Below are 15,831 nucleotides of genomic sequence, written 5' to 3'. Positions count from 1 at the left end.
CAGGAGGAGGTCGCGCGCGATGAGGAACACGCAACAAAGCCCGGGAGGGCTCTACCAGGCCCCTGCCACGTACACCCAGGGGACGAGAGGGCCCGCCAGCATCGCGCCGGTGGCGGCCAGCGTGCCGCCCATGTCGGGCTCGGGGGACCTCGAGCGCGAGCTCGAGGCGATCGCCCAGGGCGTGCGGCAGAAGCGGCGGGGTCGGTTCGCGTTCTGGATGGGTCTGGTCGTGGCGGCCGTGGCCGCGGTCGCGGTGACCACCTTCGCCGGCAAGGTGAAGGAAGCCGAGGCGGGTCAGGCCGAGGCGGTGGCCGCCCGGGTCGCCGAGCAGGACAGGATCGCGCAGCTCAACCTCCAGCTCGACGAGCGCAACCGGAAGATCACCGAGCTTACCCTCGCGCTCGATGCCGCCAAGAGCGACGCCGAGAAGGCGCAGAAAGCGTTCGCCGATTACAAGGCGACGGCGGCGACCAAGGCGCTGGCCGAGGGTGATGACGTGGCCGACGCGAAGACGCCGACCGTCAAGGGAGCGGCAACCCTCCGCGGCCGAGCGGCGACGTCCGGCAAGGCGGCCCGGGGCGCCAGCGCGGCGGTGCGGGGCGCCAGCGCGGCGGCGCCGGCCAAGAAGGGCGGAAAGTGCGTGTGCAAGGCGGGCGACCCGCTCTGCGGCTGCCTGTGAGCGCCCGCTCACGCCTCATCCCTCCTTGATTCTCCCTGTCTTCTCCAGACACAGCCGACAGAACGAAGACACCGGCGAGCGCGGCGTGGACCGCGCGGCGGCGCTGGGCGAACGGCGGGCCGCCGAGGCGCGCTGCGCTGAGGAGCGCGGCGCAGCGCCTCGGCCGGGGCTCACGGCACGTTCGCCGCACCAGGGGTGATCGTCGCGGAGAGCGCCCAGTCGGCGGCGGCCTGGTTCGTGTCCCTCCCGTCGGGCAGGCGGCAGAGCGAGCCAGCCGCCGTGCCGCCGTCCGCCACGGTGGCCGGCAACGCGTCGCCTTCGACGAGGCTCACGCTGGCGCTCCCGATCGTGACGGCGGTGATGCTCCCCTCGTAGGAGAGCGCGTCGATCACGGCCCCTGTCATGGTGTTCATCAGCGCGATCCCGTCGGAAGCCCCGTTCTGCATCCGGTCGGTCTGCGCGCCCGGGAACGCGATCGTCACCGCACCTTTCGCCACGACGCCAGGCATGGTGTCGGTGCCGACCACCGCCGTGCTGCCGACGACGAGGTACTGGCCAGCCGCGAGCGTGCCGGCGGAGCTCAGATCGAGCGTCCTGTAGGCGGAGGGCGCGCCGCTGGATCCATCGACCAGCACGAGCGCATGGCCCGTGAGATCCACGGGCGCGCCGGTACCATTGTAGATCTCGATGAACTCGGCCCCATCGCCGCCCGGCTGATCATAATCCACCTCGTTGATCACGAGCCCTGCCGTCGCGGCCTCCGCCCCGAGGGTCGTCACGAGGTCCTCGACGCCGCGTGGCTCGATCTTCGAGTCGTCGTTCCGGTGGGTGAGGATGCCGCGGATGCTCGCGAAATGCTGGCCTTCCGCCGGGAAGGGGCTCGACCGGTAGAGGAGGTCGTCCACGCACAGATCGCCTGTGACGACGAACTCATGAACTATCGTATCGAGCCCGATCACCGTGACGTCCTCCACCTCGACGAGGACCCCCTCGAGCGCGGCAGCGCGCGCGCCGCCCGTCGCGATGTCGGCCGGCGCGACGAGCTCCGGGGGCGGCGCCGCCTCGCCGAGCGACGCGATCACCTCGACCACGGCGGACCCGAGCTGGATCTGCCCGAAGTAACTCGCGATCACCGCGCTCGGGATCCGCACGCGATCGCCGACCAGCACGGTGTTCTGCGGGCTGTACACGTAGACGCCGGAGTACGCCGGCCCCGCGTACCCCGGGTCGCCTGGCTTCGCCTGGACGAAGAAGCCGCTCGCGTGCTTCCCGGTCACGAGCACGTCCTCCAGGGCCACCGTCTCGCCCTCCGCGCGCGTGCCGTCCTTGATATCGTAGATCGCCACCGTGCAGCCCAGGGCCCCTGCGTTCGCCTGGTCCGGGCACAGATCGCACGGGTCGCCCTTGCCGTCGCCGTCCGCGTCGGCCTGATCGGGGTTCTGGAGGCTCGGGCAGTCGTCCGCGCCGTTCTCGATGCCGTCGTTGTCGGCGTCGTTCGGGTCCGGCGGCGAGCAGAGCGAGCTGCCCGCGTCGAGCGGGCACGCGTCGCAGGCGTCGCCGTCGCCGTCGCCGTCGAAGTCGGCCTGGACCCCGTTGTCGAGCGGCCGGATCGGGTTGAAGACGCTCGGGCAATCGTCCGCGCCGTTCTCGATGCCGTCGCCGTCGAGATCCGCGTCCGTCGGCTGCCCGGTGTAGACGGTCGAGCCGTTCACCGAGGCGTTCCGGGGCGCGCTCTCCGCGCGCGACGGGGTGCAGAGCGGCTCGCGCTCGGGCTCGCCGCAGAAGAAGGCCGGATAGATCTCGCCCGCCTGCCGCTCGAGGTCCTCCAGCGTCATCCCGATCTCGTCCTGCAGACAGACCTGCTTCGACGCGCCGCACACCTCGACCGCGTCGCACGCGTTCGGGCCCCGGACCGCGGACACCACGGCCGCGTCGCCGTACAGGACCTTTCCGCCGCGCATCACGAGGACGACGTCCTCGGGATCGGCGGCGACGACAGCGCGGTGGCTCTCGCGCTCTCTGCCGTCGAAGATCGCGATGTCGGCGACCTTCCCCGTGGACAGCGCGCCGATCACGTCGTCCGTCGCGGTGACAGCGGCGGCGCTCCCGGTGACCATCCTCCACAGCTCCTCGTCGGTGAAGAAGCCATCGTAGTACGTCTCGTTGAGCGCCGCCGCGCACCGGAGCTCCCGCAGGAGGTTCATCGACCCGGTCGCGATCCAGTCGGTGCCGAGCGCGATCTGCACCCCGAGGCGGGCGGCGGCGGTGACCACGGCGGTGTCGCCGTAGAGCGTGATGTTGGAGCGGGGAGACCAGATGAGCGCCGTGCCCTCCGCCGCCATCGCCGCGTAGTCGGGCGCGGTCAGGCCGATCCCGTGGATGAACGCGCTCTGCGGCTCGAGCACGTCGTTCGGCTTTGTCTTCAGGCAGACGAACTCGTTGCGCGCCGACGCCTCGATCCCCTCGGCGACATGCGGGCAATAGGCGTCCTCCCCCTCGACGTCCTCCCCCGCCACCATGTCGGCCGAGTAGCCGCAGCCGCTCACGATCTCGCGGCCGCCCGTGTCGTCGAGCGGGAACGTATCGAAATGGACCGCCTTCTGGCCCAGGCCCTCCTGGTCGGCCCGGTCCAGGTTCCTGAGGAGCCCTGGCGCGCTCCCCGAGCCGACGATCGAGGTCGCGCCGCCCATCAGGAAGCGGAGCTCGCCCCAGCGGATCTGCGCCTGGCTCGCCATGCCGGGCGTGTCGATCCTCGTGTGCTTGTTGTTGCCGGTGCGCCAGTCGTGGCGGTGCTCATAGCGCTCCTCGGTCGGGGTATACGGGCTGTTCTGCGTGTACGTGATGTGATCGTGCGTGTTGATGAGCGCCGGGGAGACGACGCCGGTGGGGCACGTGATCTCCGTCGCGCCCGCCGCCTCGCAATCGCAGCCGACGCACGCGATCGCGCCCCGCTCGTCCACGAGCACCCGCCCGCCCCGGTACACCCTGCCCGGGGCCAGCACGACGCCCCGGATCAGCGTCGCGCCCGCGCCGGCGACCACCTCGCACGTCCCCTGCGGGAGCGGCGAAAGCTCCTCGCAGACGGTCTCCTCGGCCGGCGTCTTCGTGCAATCGATCTCGCAGCCGTCGCCCGTCGCGACGTTCCCGTCGTCGCACTGCTCCCCCGGATCGAGGGCGCCGTCGCCGCAGCGCGGGGGCACCTCGATCTCGCACGCCGCCGAGCAGCCGTCCCCGGCCGCCGTGTCGCCGTCGTCACACGCCTCGCCCGGGTCGAGCGCGCCGTCGCCGCAGCGGGGCGCCGCTGGCTCCTCGCGCTGGCACGTCGGCGAGCAGCCGTCGCCCTCCGTGGCAGAGCCGTCGTCGCACGCCTCGCCCTCGTCGACCACGCCGTCGCCGCAGACGCCGAAGCGAACGCCCGCGGCGTCGCGCCCGCAGCCATTGAAGAGCAAAAGGACCACGTGCACGGCCATCCGCCGCGCGAAGCGCGCCGAGCTGTGAGGCATGCCTCATCTGTCGGCGACGAGAGCGCCCGAGTTGCCTTCAAATGACGCGGCGGCAGCGCACCATCGCGATCGCGCCGATCGCGAACAATGCGAGCCAACCCACATCGGGCCGCGTTCCGCCTCCGCTGGTCGCGCCCGCTGCATAACTGCAGGAGCTCGCGCGCCGCTTTCCGTCGATCGGTCGCCCCATCTGCCCGCTGCTTCCGGGCGGCGAGCCGGCTGCAACGCCGCCGCCGCTCGATCCGCTCCCCCCGCCGCCGCTCCCCGTCCCCCCGCCTTGCTCCGTCGGCTCGCACTTGTCGGCCGACTTGCTGAACGCGGCGAGCGCGAGCTTTTCCACGCCGACATCGTCGACGAGGCCGAAGGGCTGCTCATCGAGCGACGCATCCTGGAAGCTGGCCCAGACCACGCCGGCGACATCGTCGCGCTTCGCGAGGAGATCGAACGATGTGGTCAGGTTCGCCGCCTGGAGCTCCTCGCCGACGAGCGCGCTCGACCACGCGATCCCGGTCACGGCGAAGGGGCTCTCGTCTCCCTCCTCGTCGGCGAGGTCGCGCAGCTCGTCGAGGTAATCGCCGAGCGCCACCGGATCGACCTCGGTGCCCTGATGGAAGAACAGCTGTTGACCGAGGCGAGACCACGGCGTCCGCCGCCCGAAGCGCGCCTCGAGATCGTCCCACACCGGCTGCGCGTAGAGCTCGCGCAGGTAATCGACCCCCGAGAACGGCGCGGCCGGGTCGTCCGAGGCGAGCAGGCCGCCCGTGGTCAGCGACAGCTCGTCGACGTTGAAGAGCGCCTCGTTGCGGATGCGGATCTCGGCGAGGATCCGCGCGAGCACCCGGGGCAGGATGAAGGTGCAGCCCGCGTGCTGCGGGTCGAGCGTGGGGTCGGGGAGCTCGGAGCAGTTCGGCTGACTCCAGATCTCCCACTGGACGACGTCCCCGGCGTACCTCGTCATGAGCGCCTCTGCCGTCTCGGCGAACGCCTCCACATAGGGGTTGTTGCCGTCCCGGTCCCGATCGTCGTTCCAGACGTCCTGTTCTTCTCCGAGCGTGCGGTGAGAGAGGAGCCCGACCGGCTCGAGGCCCGCGGCGCGCGCCGCGTCGATGATGGCGTCGTACTCCTCGAGCTTGTCGTCGTCCCACGCCTCGGCGCCGTCGAGCAGGAACTCGACGCGCACGGCGCCGGCGCCCGCCCGCGCGAGCCGTTTCGCGTGATCGCCGTCGAGGGTCACCTCCCCTTCGTCGACGGGCGCCCCGGGATCGATGCCATAGAAGCCGCACGGCACGCCGCGGGCACCGAGCGCCGGGGGCGCGACGAAAAGCGCGGAGGAGGCGGCAAGAGCGACAATGGTTGCACGCATGTCGCAAGGATAGCTGGGATGACCGCCTCGACCAAGAAACGACCCCGACATGAACCATCCATGGTAGGGAGAGGCTTCACATGGCTTTCCTGGAACCGGAAGAAGCAGAGCACGGGCAACTCGGGGTCGCCCCTCCGAGCGGCGAGGCCGACGGCGACATGGAAGCGGCGGGCGACGGGGTCGTCGAAGGCGCGCCCCCGGCCCGGAGCTGGCGCGACTGGCTGCGAGGAGCGCCGCTCTCCGAGCGCCTGCACCTCGCGTTCGGCCTCGTGTTGCCGGCGTTCCTCCTCGTCGTGAACATGGTGCGTGTGCGCTCGTTCACGATCGACGACGCGTACATCTCCTACCGCTACGCGCGCAACTTCGCCCGAGGCCTCGGGCTCGTCTACAACGCCGGCGAGCGCATCGAGGGGTACACGAACTTCCTCTGGACCGTGCTGCTCGCGGGCGGAATCAAGCTCGGCCTCGACCCGGACATCGTCGCCAAGGTGCTCGGCGGGCTCGCCGCCTGCGGCTCGCTCGGCGCGCTCTACCTCCTCTCGGCCCGGCTTCGCCCGCACGGCGCGGTCCCTTGCATCGCCACGTGGCTGTTCGCGAGCTCCATCGTGCAGAGCGGATATGCCGTCTTCGGCCTGGAGACGCCGCTGTTCGTCCTGCTCGTCCTCGCGGGCACCGAGATGATGTTCCGCGAGCGCGATCGGGGGACCGGCTTCCCGTATTCGGGCCTCGTCTTCGGGCTCGCCGGCCTGACGCGCCCGGAAGCGCCGATGTTCATCGGCATACCGATGCTCTTCCTCGGCCTGCGCTTCTTCGGGCGGCAGAACCTCCTCCGCGGCGTCGTCTTCGCCGCGCCCATCGCGTGCCACATGCTCTGGCGGCACAGCTACTACGGCACGTGGCTGCCGAACACGCTGAGCGCCAAGACCGGCAGCCTCGCCGAGCAGCTGGCCGGGGGGCAGCGCTACCTCGCGGAGTACGCGGAGCACACGTGGCCGGCGCTCCTGCTCGGGCTCTTCGGCCTCTGCGTGGCGATCGTCGCGCGCCACCGCGACGCGCTCTGCGTCGGGGCCCTCGCGCTCGCGGTGGGCGGCTACGTGCTCCTCGTGGGAGGGGACTGGATGCCGTACTACCGCTTCATGAGCCCGTTCGAGCCGTTCTGCTTCCTGCTCGCGGGCCTCGGGGCGCGCGCGCTTCTCGAGCCGCTGCTCGCCGAGCTCTCGGCCCGCGCCGCGGACGCGCCCGAGGGCAAGGCGATCGCCCTCGCCGCGGGGGCCGGCGTGCTCGCGCTCGGCTGCCTCGTCGCGCTGGGCGTCTTCCGGGCGCAGCGGATCGAGCGCGCCCAGCACCGGATCCTCGACGACGAGAAGCGGTTCTGGGACAGCGCCGCGGGCGGCGTGGCCAGCTGGTTCCAGGAGCACGGCAAGCCCGGCGAGGTCGCCGTGGGCGACATCGGGTACATCGGCTATGTGACCGACTATCCGGTGCTCGATCTCCTCGGCCTCGTCGATCCCGTGATCTCCAAGCTCCCGGGCGGCTACACGCGCAAGACGGGCCCCGGCTACGTGCAGCACGTCTTCGACAAGATGCCGCGTTACTTCGTGTTCGTCGGCGGCGCCGACACGTGCGACAAGCTCCCGTTCCCGGCCCAGGAGAAGCTCCGCAAGGACCGGCGTTTCCGGGGAGTTTACGAGGTGGCCGGGATGGTGCGCCACAGCAAGAACGGCTACTGGTGCGTCTTCGAGCGGTCGAACGACGCCGCTCCGGCCCCGGCGCCCTGAGCTTCGGGGCGAGGCTCGCCACAGCCGCGCCTCGCCGCGGGCGCGCGCGACCCCACCGCAGCTCCGCGAGGTTTGCTAGCATCGCCGCCCCATGCCCTGGCTCTGGTACGTAGGTCCCCTTGCGTTGCTCGTCGTCTGGTTCCTGACCGGCTTGCGCGGTCGGCACGAGGCGCGGCGCGACCGCGAGCTCGCGCGCTGGCGCGCGCTGATGACCCCGGAGGCGCCCCCGGCCCGTCCCGGCGCGAAGCCCGGCGGCCGGAAGGCCGACGCCGGCGCCGACGGCCCTCGTCCGGTGCGCTCGTTGCCATCCAGCCTCGAGCGCACGCTGCAGGAGACGGGCGGCGGCGCGGTGCTCGCCCGCTACGAGCTCGTCCCGAAGCTCGCCTACGTCGCGGTCGTGGGGCCGGACGCGAAGAACGGCAGCGAGTACCAGGTGGTCCTCACAAAGCTGGCCAAGGCTGCTCCCCGGCTCACCGTGTGCCCGCTGCCCATCGTCGATGGCACGCGTGCCCCCAACACCGGCGTCCAGTTCAAGAAGGACCCGGAGTTCATGGAGCAGTTCCTTGTCGAGGGGCCTGAAGCGAAGGCCATCGGCAGGTGGCTCTCGAAGCCCATCCGCGACGCCCTGCTCGACTTCCCCGATGCGTGGCTGTTCGTGCAGGATCGCGCCATGGCGCTCGCCGTGTACGGCCCCGTCGACGCCGACCGCATGGAGGAGCTCGTGATCGCCGCCGACGCGATCTTCGCCGAGCACGGCAACGAAGGCGCTCCCTCCCTGCTCTTCGACGGCAGCGGCGACGCTGACGACGACGACGGCGAGGAGGACGACGAAGACGACGAGGACGAAGAGGACGACGACGAGGACGAGGAGGCCGCGGGCGCCGAGGGCGCCGTTCGCTGAGCACGGCCGAGCCGAGCCATGGTAGTCCTCGCAGGTGGGCCTGATTGAACGCGAGATCGCTGCTCTCCTCCGCTCTCTTGTTCTCGCTCTGGCTCACGGCGCCACCTGCCGCTCCGGCCGAGAAGAACAGCTGGGCTAAATCCCAGGGATCGCGTGCGGAGCTCGAGCTCGACGTCCTGAGCAAGTCGGCCTCCTGGGCCATGGACGATGTCACGTCCGAGGTGAGCACGTTCGGGCTGACCTTCGATCTCCGAGGTCAGCTCGAGCGGTTCGGCCGGCTCCACCTCGACGTGGATCTCCCGCTCGCCTACGGCGACGTCTCCGCGACGTTCCGGTCCACCCGGCTCGGCGTCGACGAGAGCAGCAGCGCCGGCAGCCTTCTCTTCGGCAATCCGACGGTCGGCGCCCACTATGCGCGCGCCCTCTCGCGCAAGCTCACCGTCTTCGGCGGCGGCGCGCTCTCGATCCCCGTCCTCAGCGCCCCCGACGCCGACGCCCGCGCCACGCTGCAGGCGACCGCCCCCGCGCGCGCCTCCTTCGACCTGCACCGGCTCACCGCCGGGCACCTGCCCCTGAGGATCCTCGGCGGCGTCGAGGCGGAGCTCGCCGCCCGGCTCGTCTACCGCGCGGACACCGCGGTGATGTTCGCCCTCCCGACCAGCAGGGCCGGCGTCGAGCTCGTGGTCGAGCAGGGCGACGAGCTCGAGCTGCGCGGCCGAGGCCCCTACGGCGGCGGGCTCCGCCTCCAGGCCGCGCTGACGCCGACCCGCGACGACAGGATGCAGCTCGCGATGGAGCCGTTCTTCACCTACACGCTGAAGCAGCCCGGCTTCTACGCCCGGGCGGGCCTGCTCGTGGCGATCGACGCGCCGCTCGGGTTCGGCCTCGCCGAGGACAAGGTCGCCACGCTGCGGCTCGCGGCCGGCCGCAGCTTCTGACCGCGTCGGGCCGCAGCTTCTGACCGCGTCGCCCGCCTTCGCCCGCCGCCGCGCCGCCCGCGCCGAGCCAGACGCCCGCCGTCCGTCAGGGGATCTCCCGCGCCCCCTGCCGCTCGCCGTCGTAGGCTTCCTGGAGCGGGAGCGAGCGAAAGGCGGGGCGGTCACCATGGGCGAGCAGCACGTCTCCGAGCAGGCGAGCGAGGAGCAGCACCACGCGTTCATGCGGGCGCTGCTCGACGACGTGGAGGCGCTCGAGCGCCTCCTCCGGGAGGATCGCATCGAGTCCGGCGTGCGCCGCATCGGCGCCGAGCAGGAGATGTTCCTCGTCGATCGCGCGCTCCGGCCCGCCCCGCTCGCGCTGGAGGTCCTCGAGCGGGCCGCCGACGCTCGGCTCACGACAGAGCTCGCTCGCTTCAACCTGGAGGCGAACCTCACCCCCCTCCCGTTCGGCGGCGACTGCCTGCGGCGGCTCGAGGCCGAGCTCTCGGAGGTCATCGGGCGGGCTGCCGAGGCCGCGCGCTCCGCCGGCGCCGACGTCCTGCTCACGGGCATCCTCCCCACCCTGCGCGCCGGCGACCTCCGCCTCGAGAACCTCACGCCGGCGCCTCGCTACCACGAGCTCAACCGCGCGCTCTTGCGGCTGCGCCAGGGCGACTTCCGCGTCTCGATCCACGGGCTCGACGAGCTCGAGATGACCCACGACAACATCCTGCTCGAGTCGTGCAACACGAGCTTCCAGGTCCACCTCCAGGTCGGGGCGCGGGAGTTCACGTCGCTCTACAACCTCGCGCAGGCGGTGACCGCGCCCGTCCTCGCCGCGGCGGTCAACTCGCCGCTGCTCCTCGGGCAGCGGCTCTGGCACGAGACGCGGATCGCCCTCTTCGAGACGTCGGTCGACACCCGCCCGAGCGCGCTCGAGGGCCGGCAGCACAGGCCCCGCGTCCACTTCGGCGACGGCTGGGTGCAGGGGGACGTGCTCGATCTCTTCCGCGAGGACATCGCGCGGTTCCGCGTGGTCATGACCGCCGAGACCGGCGAGCCCCCCGCGGCCGTGCTCGCGCGCGGGGAGGTGCCGGACCTCAAGGCCCTGCGGGTCCACAACGGCACCGTCTACCGCTGGAACCGCCCCTGTTACGGGGCTCTGGCCGGGGTCGCGCACCTGCGCATCGAGAGCCGCGCGCTGCCCTCGGGGCCCACGGTCCTCGACGAGGTCGCGAACGCCGCCTTCTTCTTCGGCCTCATGTCCGGCCTCGCGGCCGAGCACCCGCGCATCGACCTCGAGATGCCGTTCGAGGACGCCAAGGCGAACTTCTTCGCGGCGGCCCGCCACGGCCTGAAGGCGCAGCTCACGTGGATCGGCGGCCGGAGCCTCCCTGCCCCGGAGCTCATCCTCTCGCACCTCCTCCCCGCCGCCCGGGCGGGCCTCTCGGCCGCGGGCATCGACGCCGCCGACGTCGACCGGTACCTCGGCGTCGTCGAGGAGCGGGTCCGACGCGGCCAGACGGGCGCGCAGTGGGCGCTCGGCTCGCTCGCGTCCATGGCCGGGCGGGGCACCACGGAGCTGCGGAACCGCGCCCTCTGCGCCGCGATGCTGGCCCGCCAGCAGGAGGAGGCCCGGGGCGGCGGGGCCGGGCGCCCGGTGCACGCGTGGGAGCCCGCCGCGCTCGAAGACGACCAGGACCTCGTGCGCGACAGCTACCGGACCGTGGGCCAGTTCATGTCGACCGATCTGTTCACGGTGCGGCCCACCGACATCGTCGACTTCGCCGCGAGCGTCATGGACTGGCGGCACGTGCGCCACGTCCCGGTCGAGGACGAGCAGGGCCGGCTCGTCGGCGTCGTCTCCCACCGCGCGCTGCTCCGGCTCGTCGCCCGCGGCGCCGCGGCCGCGCCGAGCGGATCCGCGCCGCCCACCGTCGCGTCCATCATGCGGCCCGACCCCGTGACCGTCGCGCCGGACACGCCGACGCTGGAGGCGATGCGGATCATGCGCGAGCACCGCGTCGGCTGCCTGCCCGTCGTCGCGGGCGAGCGGCTGGTGGGCATCGTGACGGAGCGCGATCTCCTCGACGTCTCGGCGGCGCTGCTCGAGGCCTTCCTGCGCGAGGCGTGAGCAGGCGCGGCCGCCAGCGAGGCGCGCGTCGGAGCGGCAGAGAGAGAATGAAACGCAAAGGCGCAAAGGCGCAAAGGCGCAAGAAGAAGCGAGAAAAAAATCCCTTCTCGACGTCTTTTTGCGCCTTTGCGCCTTTGCGTCTTTGCGTTTTTTATTCTTCTAGAAACCCTGCGCGGAGCAGCGCTCCCGCGCGGATCTCACAGATCGCTGATCTCGACGCACGTCATCGCGTCGCCCTTGGCCTGGCAGTCGAACACGGTGCCGTACGTCTTGAAGAAACCCTGCTTCGTCCGCGTGACGTGGTACCGCGTCCCATCGATCTGCCGGATGCTCGTGTAGCTCCCCTGACAGCCGATCGCGCCGAGGCTCGCGAGCAAGAGCCCGAAAATCAAAGAACGCTTCATTCGCTCGCCTCCGTCGTTACCTCGACCTCGGTGCACTCCGCCTTGCCCGGCGCGTCAGGGCACATCCACATCGCAGGCTGGTTGTTCTTGTGACCGGCCACATACACATAACCCGGCGCCGCCGGCGCCGAGTCGCTCGCAAACGTCGCACAGCCCGCGAGCGCCGAAGCACCGCAGAGCAACGCACTGCATAGAATGAGTTTCCGCATGGCCAACCACGCTATCGGCAAGCTCAACCGTGGGCCAAATTAGCGCTCAGGCTGTCCCAACAGCTCTTCCTCCCACGTCGCTTTCTCGTGGAGCGCCTCGCCGCCTGCGACACGCTCGCCGCCCACGGTTGACACGCCGCGTTAGCGCACCTAAGGGAATTGCCCCAACCGGTGTGCGTTGGCACGCCGGGATCCGGGGGGCTGCGCGGGGCGCGCGGGGCGGGCTCGCGATGGGCTCTCCGGCAGCAGAGGAGTCGACATGGCTTCAGGCAAGAATGGGAAGGGCGGCAAGGACCGGGTGGCGGTCGTTGCCGGGCTGCGCACGCCGTTCACCAAGGCAGGGACGGCGCTCAAGGCGCTGCGCACCGTCGATCTCGCCGCCACGGTGGTCAAGGAGCTCCTCCAGAGGAGCGAGGTGACCCCGCGCGACATCACGCTGGTCGTCTACGGCCAAGTGGTGCCGACGCTCGACTGGCTCAACATCGCGCGCGAGGTCGTGCTGCGCACCGGCCTGCCCAAGGATACCGACGCCTACAGCGTCTCGCGCGCGTGCGCGACGTCGCTCCAGGCCATGACGAGCGCCGCCGAGGCGATGCTCGCCGGCCAGCACCACGTCGCCCTCGTCGGCGGCGCCGACAGCATGAGCGACGTGCCGCTCGGCGTCTCCCGGAAGCTCGCCTCCGCGCTGACCGACTTCCAGAAGGCCAGGTCGCTCGGCGCCCGGCTGGAGATCCTCTCCCGCCTCTCGCTGAAGGACCTCGTGCCCCCGATCCCGGGCTTCTCGCGCGAGCCGACCACGGGCGAGCAGATGGGCGAGGCCGCCGAGAAGATGGCGAAGCAGAACGGCATCTCGCGCGCCGAGCAGGACGCGATCGCCCACCGCTCGCACACGAACGCCGCGCGCGCCTGGCGCGACGGCACGTACGCCGCCGAGGTCATGCACGTGATCCCCCCGCCCTACGACAAGCCGGTCGAGCGCGACAACGTGGTCCGCGACGACTCGACCCTCGAGGCCTACGCGAAGCTGTCGCCGGCCTTCGATCGGCGGCACGGCACGATCACCGCGGGCAACGCGTCGCCGCTCACGGACGGGGCGAGCGCCCTGCTCCTGATGCGCGAGGGCAAGGCCAAGGCGCTCGGCTACCAGCCGCTCGGGTACGTCAAGTCGTGGTCCTACGCGGCGGTCGACCCGGGCTGGCAGCTCCTGATGGCCCCGGTGCTCGCCGTGCCGCGGGCGCTCGAGCGCGCCGGCCTCTCGCTCGCCGACATGGACCTCGTCGACATGCACGAGGCCTTCGCCGCCCAGGTCGCGTCCAACCTGAAGGCGCTCGCGTCGCCGTCGTTCGCCGCGGAGAAGCTCGGCCGGTCCGCCCCCGTCGGCGAGATCGATCCGGAGAAGCTCAACGTCAACGGCGGCTCGATCGCGCTCGGCCACCCCTTCGCGGCGACGGGAGGGCGCATGGTGCTCTCCACGCTCCGCGAGCTCAAGAAGCGCGGCGGGCATCACGCGCTCCTCACCGTCTGCGCGGCGGGCGGCCTCGGCGCCGCCGTCGTCCTGGAGGCCGCATGACCACGACATCCGCCGCCGCCACGCCGGCCCCCGCGGCCGCGAGCCCGCTCTCCCTCGAGGTGCGCCCCGACGGCGTCGCCGTCGTCACCTACGATGTCCCGGGAGAGGCGGTGAACACGCTGAAGCCCACGTTCACCGGCGATCTCGAGCGGATCGCGGGCCAGATCGCGAGCAACCCGCTCATCAAGGCGGCGATCCTCGTGTCCGGCAAGGCCGACACCTGGATCGCGGGCGCCGACATCGAGATGCTGAAGAGCGTCGCCACGGCGGCCCAGGCCGAGGCGATGTGCCGGGCCGGCCACGAGGCGATCCTGCGGATCGTGCGCTCGCCGAAGCCGATCGTCGCCGCGATCCACGGCGCCGCGCTCGGCGGCGGCTTCGAGGTGGCGCTCGCCTGCCACGCCCGGGTGCTGAGCGACGACCGGAAGACGGTGCTCGGCCTGCCCGAGGTGCAGCTCGGCCTGCTCCCCGGCATCAACGGGCTCCAGCGGCTCGCGGAGCGCGCCGGCCTCCAGGCGGCGCTCGACCACGGCCTCACCGGCAAGAACATGCGCCCCTCGAAGGCGCGGCAGCTCGGCGTCGCCGACGACGTGGTCCCCGTGGCCATCCTGAGGGAGACGGCCGCGGCGCTCGCGCTCAAGCTCGCGCGTGTCGAAGCCGGCCCGCCGTTCCGGCCCAAGCGCGGGAGCGCGCCGAAGCTCGACTCCGCCGCACTCACCCGCGCGGCCCTCGAGCGGAACCCGATCGGCCGTGCCCTGCTCTTCCAGCAGGCGGCGCGGCAGGCGCGCAAGAAGACCGGCGGGCACTACCCGGCGCCCGAGCGGATCATCGACGTGCTGAGGACCTACGCAGAGAAGGGCTTCGAGGCGTCGAAGGAGGTCGAGGCGCGCGCGTTCGGCGAGCTCGTCGCGTCGAGCACGGCGCACCGACTGATGGAGCTCTTCTTCGCGACGAACGCGTTGAAGAAGGACACCGGCGTGGACGACCCCGCCGTGCAGCCGAGGAAGGTCGAGAAGATCGCGATGATCGGCGCCGGCCTGATGGGGGCCGGCATCGCCTATGTCAGCCTGAACGCCGGCATCCCCGTGCGGCTCCGGGACCGCGACGACGCGTCGATCGGCCGCGGGCTCAAGTACGTGGCCGACATCCTCGGCGAGCGGGTGAAGAAGAAGCAGCTCACGCCGCTCGAGCGCGACGAGAAGCTCGCGCTGCTCACCGCGACGACGGACGGCTCAGGCCTCCGGAGCGCCGATCTCGTGATCGAGGCGGTCTTCGAGGATCTCGCGGTGAAGCACGCGGTCCTGCGGGACGTCGAGGAGCACGGCAAGGACGGGGTGATCTTCGCGTCGAACACGTCCTCGATCCCGATCTCCCGCATCGCGGCCGCGTCGAAGCGCCCGCAGAACGTGGTCGGGATGCACTACTTCAGCCCGGTGCACAAGATGCCGTTGCTCGAGGTCATCCGGACCGAGGCGACGTCTCCCGAGGTGGTCGCGACGGCGGTGGCGGTCGGCAAGCGGCAGGGCAAGACGGTCATCGTCGTGAACGATGGAGTCGGCTTCTACACGAGCCGGATCCTCGGACCGTACATGAACGAGGCGAGCTGGCTGCTCGCCGAGGGGGTCGCGATCGAGCAGGTCGACGGGGCGCTCGTCGCGTGGGGCTGGCCGGTCGGCCCGCTCGCGCTGCTCGACGAGGTGGGCATCGACGTGGCGGCGCACGTCGGCCCGATCATGCTCGAGGCGTTCGGCGACCGCCTCGCGCCGCCTCCCACGATGGCCAGGCTGGTCTCCGACGACCGCAGGGGCCGCAAGAACGAGCGCGGGATGTACCTGTACGGCGCGGCGGCGAAGAAGAAGGGCAAGGGCAAGCACGCCGACGAGAGCGTCTATGGCGTGCTCGGGTTGCCGGTGCCGAGGGTGAAGGACAGCCCGCCGGTGCCGGTCGAGGAGATCCAGCTGCGCTGCTCGCTCCAGCTCGTGAACGAGGCGCTGCACTGTCTCGGCGAGGGGATCCTCCGGAGCCCGCGCGACGGCGACGTCGGCGCGATCTTCGGCCTGGGCTTCCCGCCGTTCCGCGGCGGGCCGTTCCGTTACGTCGACAGCCTCGGCGCCGCGGAGGTGCTCCGCCGCATCGAGATCTACGAGCGCCGCTTCGGCAAGCGCTGGACGCCCGCCCCGGCACTCGTTGAGGCGGCGAGGACCGGGAAGCCCTTCTACGGCTGAAGAGAGAGAGAAGAAAAAACGCAAAGACGCAAAGACGCAAAGACGCGAGGAGAAGAAGGAACAACTCTTTCTCTCCCCTTGCGTCTTTGCGCCTTTGCGCCTTTGCGTTTTAAATTCTTCATCCACCCACCACGCTCGCCGTTTCGAT

General features: G+C 71.4%; 11 protein-coding genes. 7 read left to right on the top strand and 4 right to left on the bottom strand.

Features of this window, described 5'->3' with window-relative positions; genetic code table 11:
* Positions 1-19: 19 nt before the first annotated feature.
* The gene (locus WMF19_RS00310; protein WP_437897235.1) at positions 20-679 is read left to right on the top strand and encodes a hypothetical protein; all 660 of its coding nucleotides are present in this window, start codon (positions 20-22) and stop codon (positions 677-679) included.
* 170 nt (positions 680-849) lie between these two features.
* Here WMF19_RS00310 and WMF19_RS00305 read toward each other — a convergent pair whose 3' ends face one another.
* The gene (locus WMF19_RS00305; RefSeq protein WP_437897234.1) at positions 850-4,182 is read right to left on the bottom strand and encodes a lamin tail domain-containing protein; all 3,333 of its coding nucleotides are present in this window, start codon (positions 4,180-4,182) and stop codon (positions 850-852) included.
* Between the two features lie 37 nt (positions 4,183-4,219).
* A complete protein-coding gene (locus WMF19_RS00300; protein WP_437897233.1) occupies positions 4,220-5,545 on the bottom strand; it encodes a hypothetical protein in 1,326 nt (441 codons plus the stop codon).
* An 80-nt stretch (positions 5,546-5,625) separates the two neighbouring features.
* Between WMF19_RS00300 and WMF19_RS00295 the strand changes: the two genes are divergently transcribed.
* The 4 genes from WMF19_RS00295 (at position 5,626) to WMF19_RS00280 (ending at position 11,275) form a co-directional block, all read left to right on the top strand.
* Positions 5,626-7,323 carry a hypothetical protein gene (locus tag WMF19_RS00295; protein WP_437897232.1) on the top strand — a complete coding sequence of 566 codons (1,698 nt, stop codon included), beginning with the start codon at positions 5,626-5,628 and terminating at the stop codon, positions 7,321-7,323.
* 91 nt (positions 7,324-7,414) lie between these two features.
* Complete coding sequence (locus WMF19_RS00290; protein WP_437897231.1) at positions 7,415-8,224, top strand: hypothetical protein; 810 nt, start codon at positions 7,415-7,417, stop codon at positions 8,222-8,224.
* A 200-nt stretch (positions 8,225-8,424) separates the two neighbouring features.
* Positions 8,425-9,162 (top strand): hypothetical protein, encoded by a 738-nt coding sequence (locus tag WMF19_RS00285; protein WP_437897230.1) that lies wholly within the window; start codon positions 8,425-8,427, stop codon positions 9,160-9,162.
* A gap of 166 nt (positions 9,163-9,328) precedes the next feature.
* Complete coding sequence (locus WMF19_RS00280; protein WP_437897229.1) at positions 9,329-11,275, top strand: CBS domain-containing protein; 1,947 nt, start codon at positions 9,329-9,331, stop codon at positions 11,273-11,275.
* 197 nt (positions 11,276-11,472) lie between these two features.
* Here WMF19_RS00280 and WMF19_RS00275 read toward each other — a convergent pair whose 3' ends face one another.
* Positions 11,473-11,679 (bottom strand): hypothetical protein, encoded by a 207-nt coding sequence (locus WMF19_RS00275; RefSeq protein ID WP_272097100.1) that lies wholly within the window; start codon positions 11,677-11,679, stop codon positions 11,473-11,475.
* Positions 11,676-11,888, bottom strand: coding sequence for a hypothetical protein (locus WMF19_RS00270; RefSeq protein WP_272097099.1), 213 nt, complete (start codon positions 11,886-11,888; stop codon positions 11,676-11,678). The genes WMF19_RS00275 and WMF19_RS00270 overlap by 4 nt, the downstream gene beginning before the upstream one ends.
* Positions 11,889-12,147: 259 nt before the next feature.
* Between WMF19_RS00270 and fadI the strand changes: the two genes are divergently transcribed.
* Together fadI and fadJ are read left to right on the top strand one after the other, a co-directional pair.
* On the top strand, positions 12,148-13,458 hold the full coding sequence (gene fadI / locus WMF19_RS00265) for an acetyl-CoA C-acyltransferase FadI (RefSeq protein WP_437326908.1): 1,311 nt from the start codon (positions 12,148-12,150) through the stop codon (positions 13,456-13,458).
* A complete protein-coding gene (gene fadJ / locus WMF19_RS00260; protein WP_437897228.1) occupies positions 13,455-15,683 on the top strand; it encodes a fatty acid oxidation complex subunit alpha FadJ in 2,229 nt (742 codons plus the stop codon). Before fadI ends, fadJ begins: the two co-directional genes overlap by 4 nt.
* Positions 15,684-15,831: the final 148 nt, after the last annotated feature.

Source organism: Sorangium sp. So ce124 (genome assembly GCF_051525235.1).
Lineage (GTDB): Bacteria > Myxococcota_A > Polyangia > Polyangiales > Polyangiaceae > Sorangium > Sorangium atrum.
The sequence above is the reverse complement of the archived record's forward strand: the minus strand, read 5'-3'. Positions and strand labels throughout refer to the sequence as shown.

Excerpts from the sequence above, each read along its gene's own strand:
- WMF19_RS00300 (WP_437897233.1), bottom strand. The coding sequence starts at position 5,545 with ATGCGTGCAACCATTGTCGCTCTTGCCGCCTCCTCCGCGCTTTTCGTC.
- WMF19_RS00305 (WP_437897234.1), bottom strand. The coding sequence starts at position 4,182 with ATGCCTCACAGCTCGGCGCGCTTCGCGCGGCGGATGGCCGTGCACGTG.
- WMF19_RS00270 (WP_272097099.1), bottom strand. The coding sequence starts at position 11,888 with ATGCGGAAACTCATTCTATGCAGTGCGTTGCTCTGCGGTGCTTCGGCG.
- fadJ (WP_437897228.1), top strand. The coding sequence starts at position 13,455 with ATGACCACGACATCCGCCGCCGCCACGCCGGCCCCCGCGGCCGCGAGC.
- fadI (WP_437326908.1), top strand. The coding sequence starts at position 12,148 with ATGGCTTCAGGCAAGAATGGGAAGGGCGGCAAGGACCGGGTGGCGGTC.
- WMF19_RS00275 (WP_272097100.1), bottom strand. The coding sequence starts at position 11,679 with ATGAAGCGTTCTTTGATTTTCGGGCTCTTGCTCGCGAGCCTCGGCGCG.
- WMF19_RS00295 (WP_437897232.1), top strand. The coding sequence starts at position 5,626 with ATGGCTTTCCTGGAACCGGAAGAAGCAGAGCACGGGCAACTCGGGGTC.
- WMF19_RS00310 (WP_437897235.1), top strand. The coding sequence starts at position 20 with ATGAGGAACACGCAACAAAGCCCGGGAGGGCTCTACCAGGCCCCTGCC.
- WMF19_RS00285 (WP_437897230.1), top strand. The coding sequence starts at position 8,425 with ATGGACGATGTCACGTCCGAGGTGAGCACGTTCGGGCTGACCTTCGAT.
- WMF19_RS00280 (WP_437897229.1), top strand. The coding sequence starts at position 9,329 with ATGGGCGAGCAGCACGTCTCCGAGCAGGCGAGCGAGGAGCAGCACCAC.
- WMF19_RS00290 (WP_437897231.1), top strand. The coding sequence starts at position 7,415 with ATGCCCTGGCTCTGGTACGTAGGTCCCCTTGCGTTGCTCGTCGTCTGG.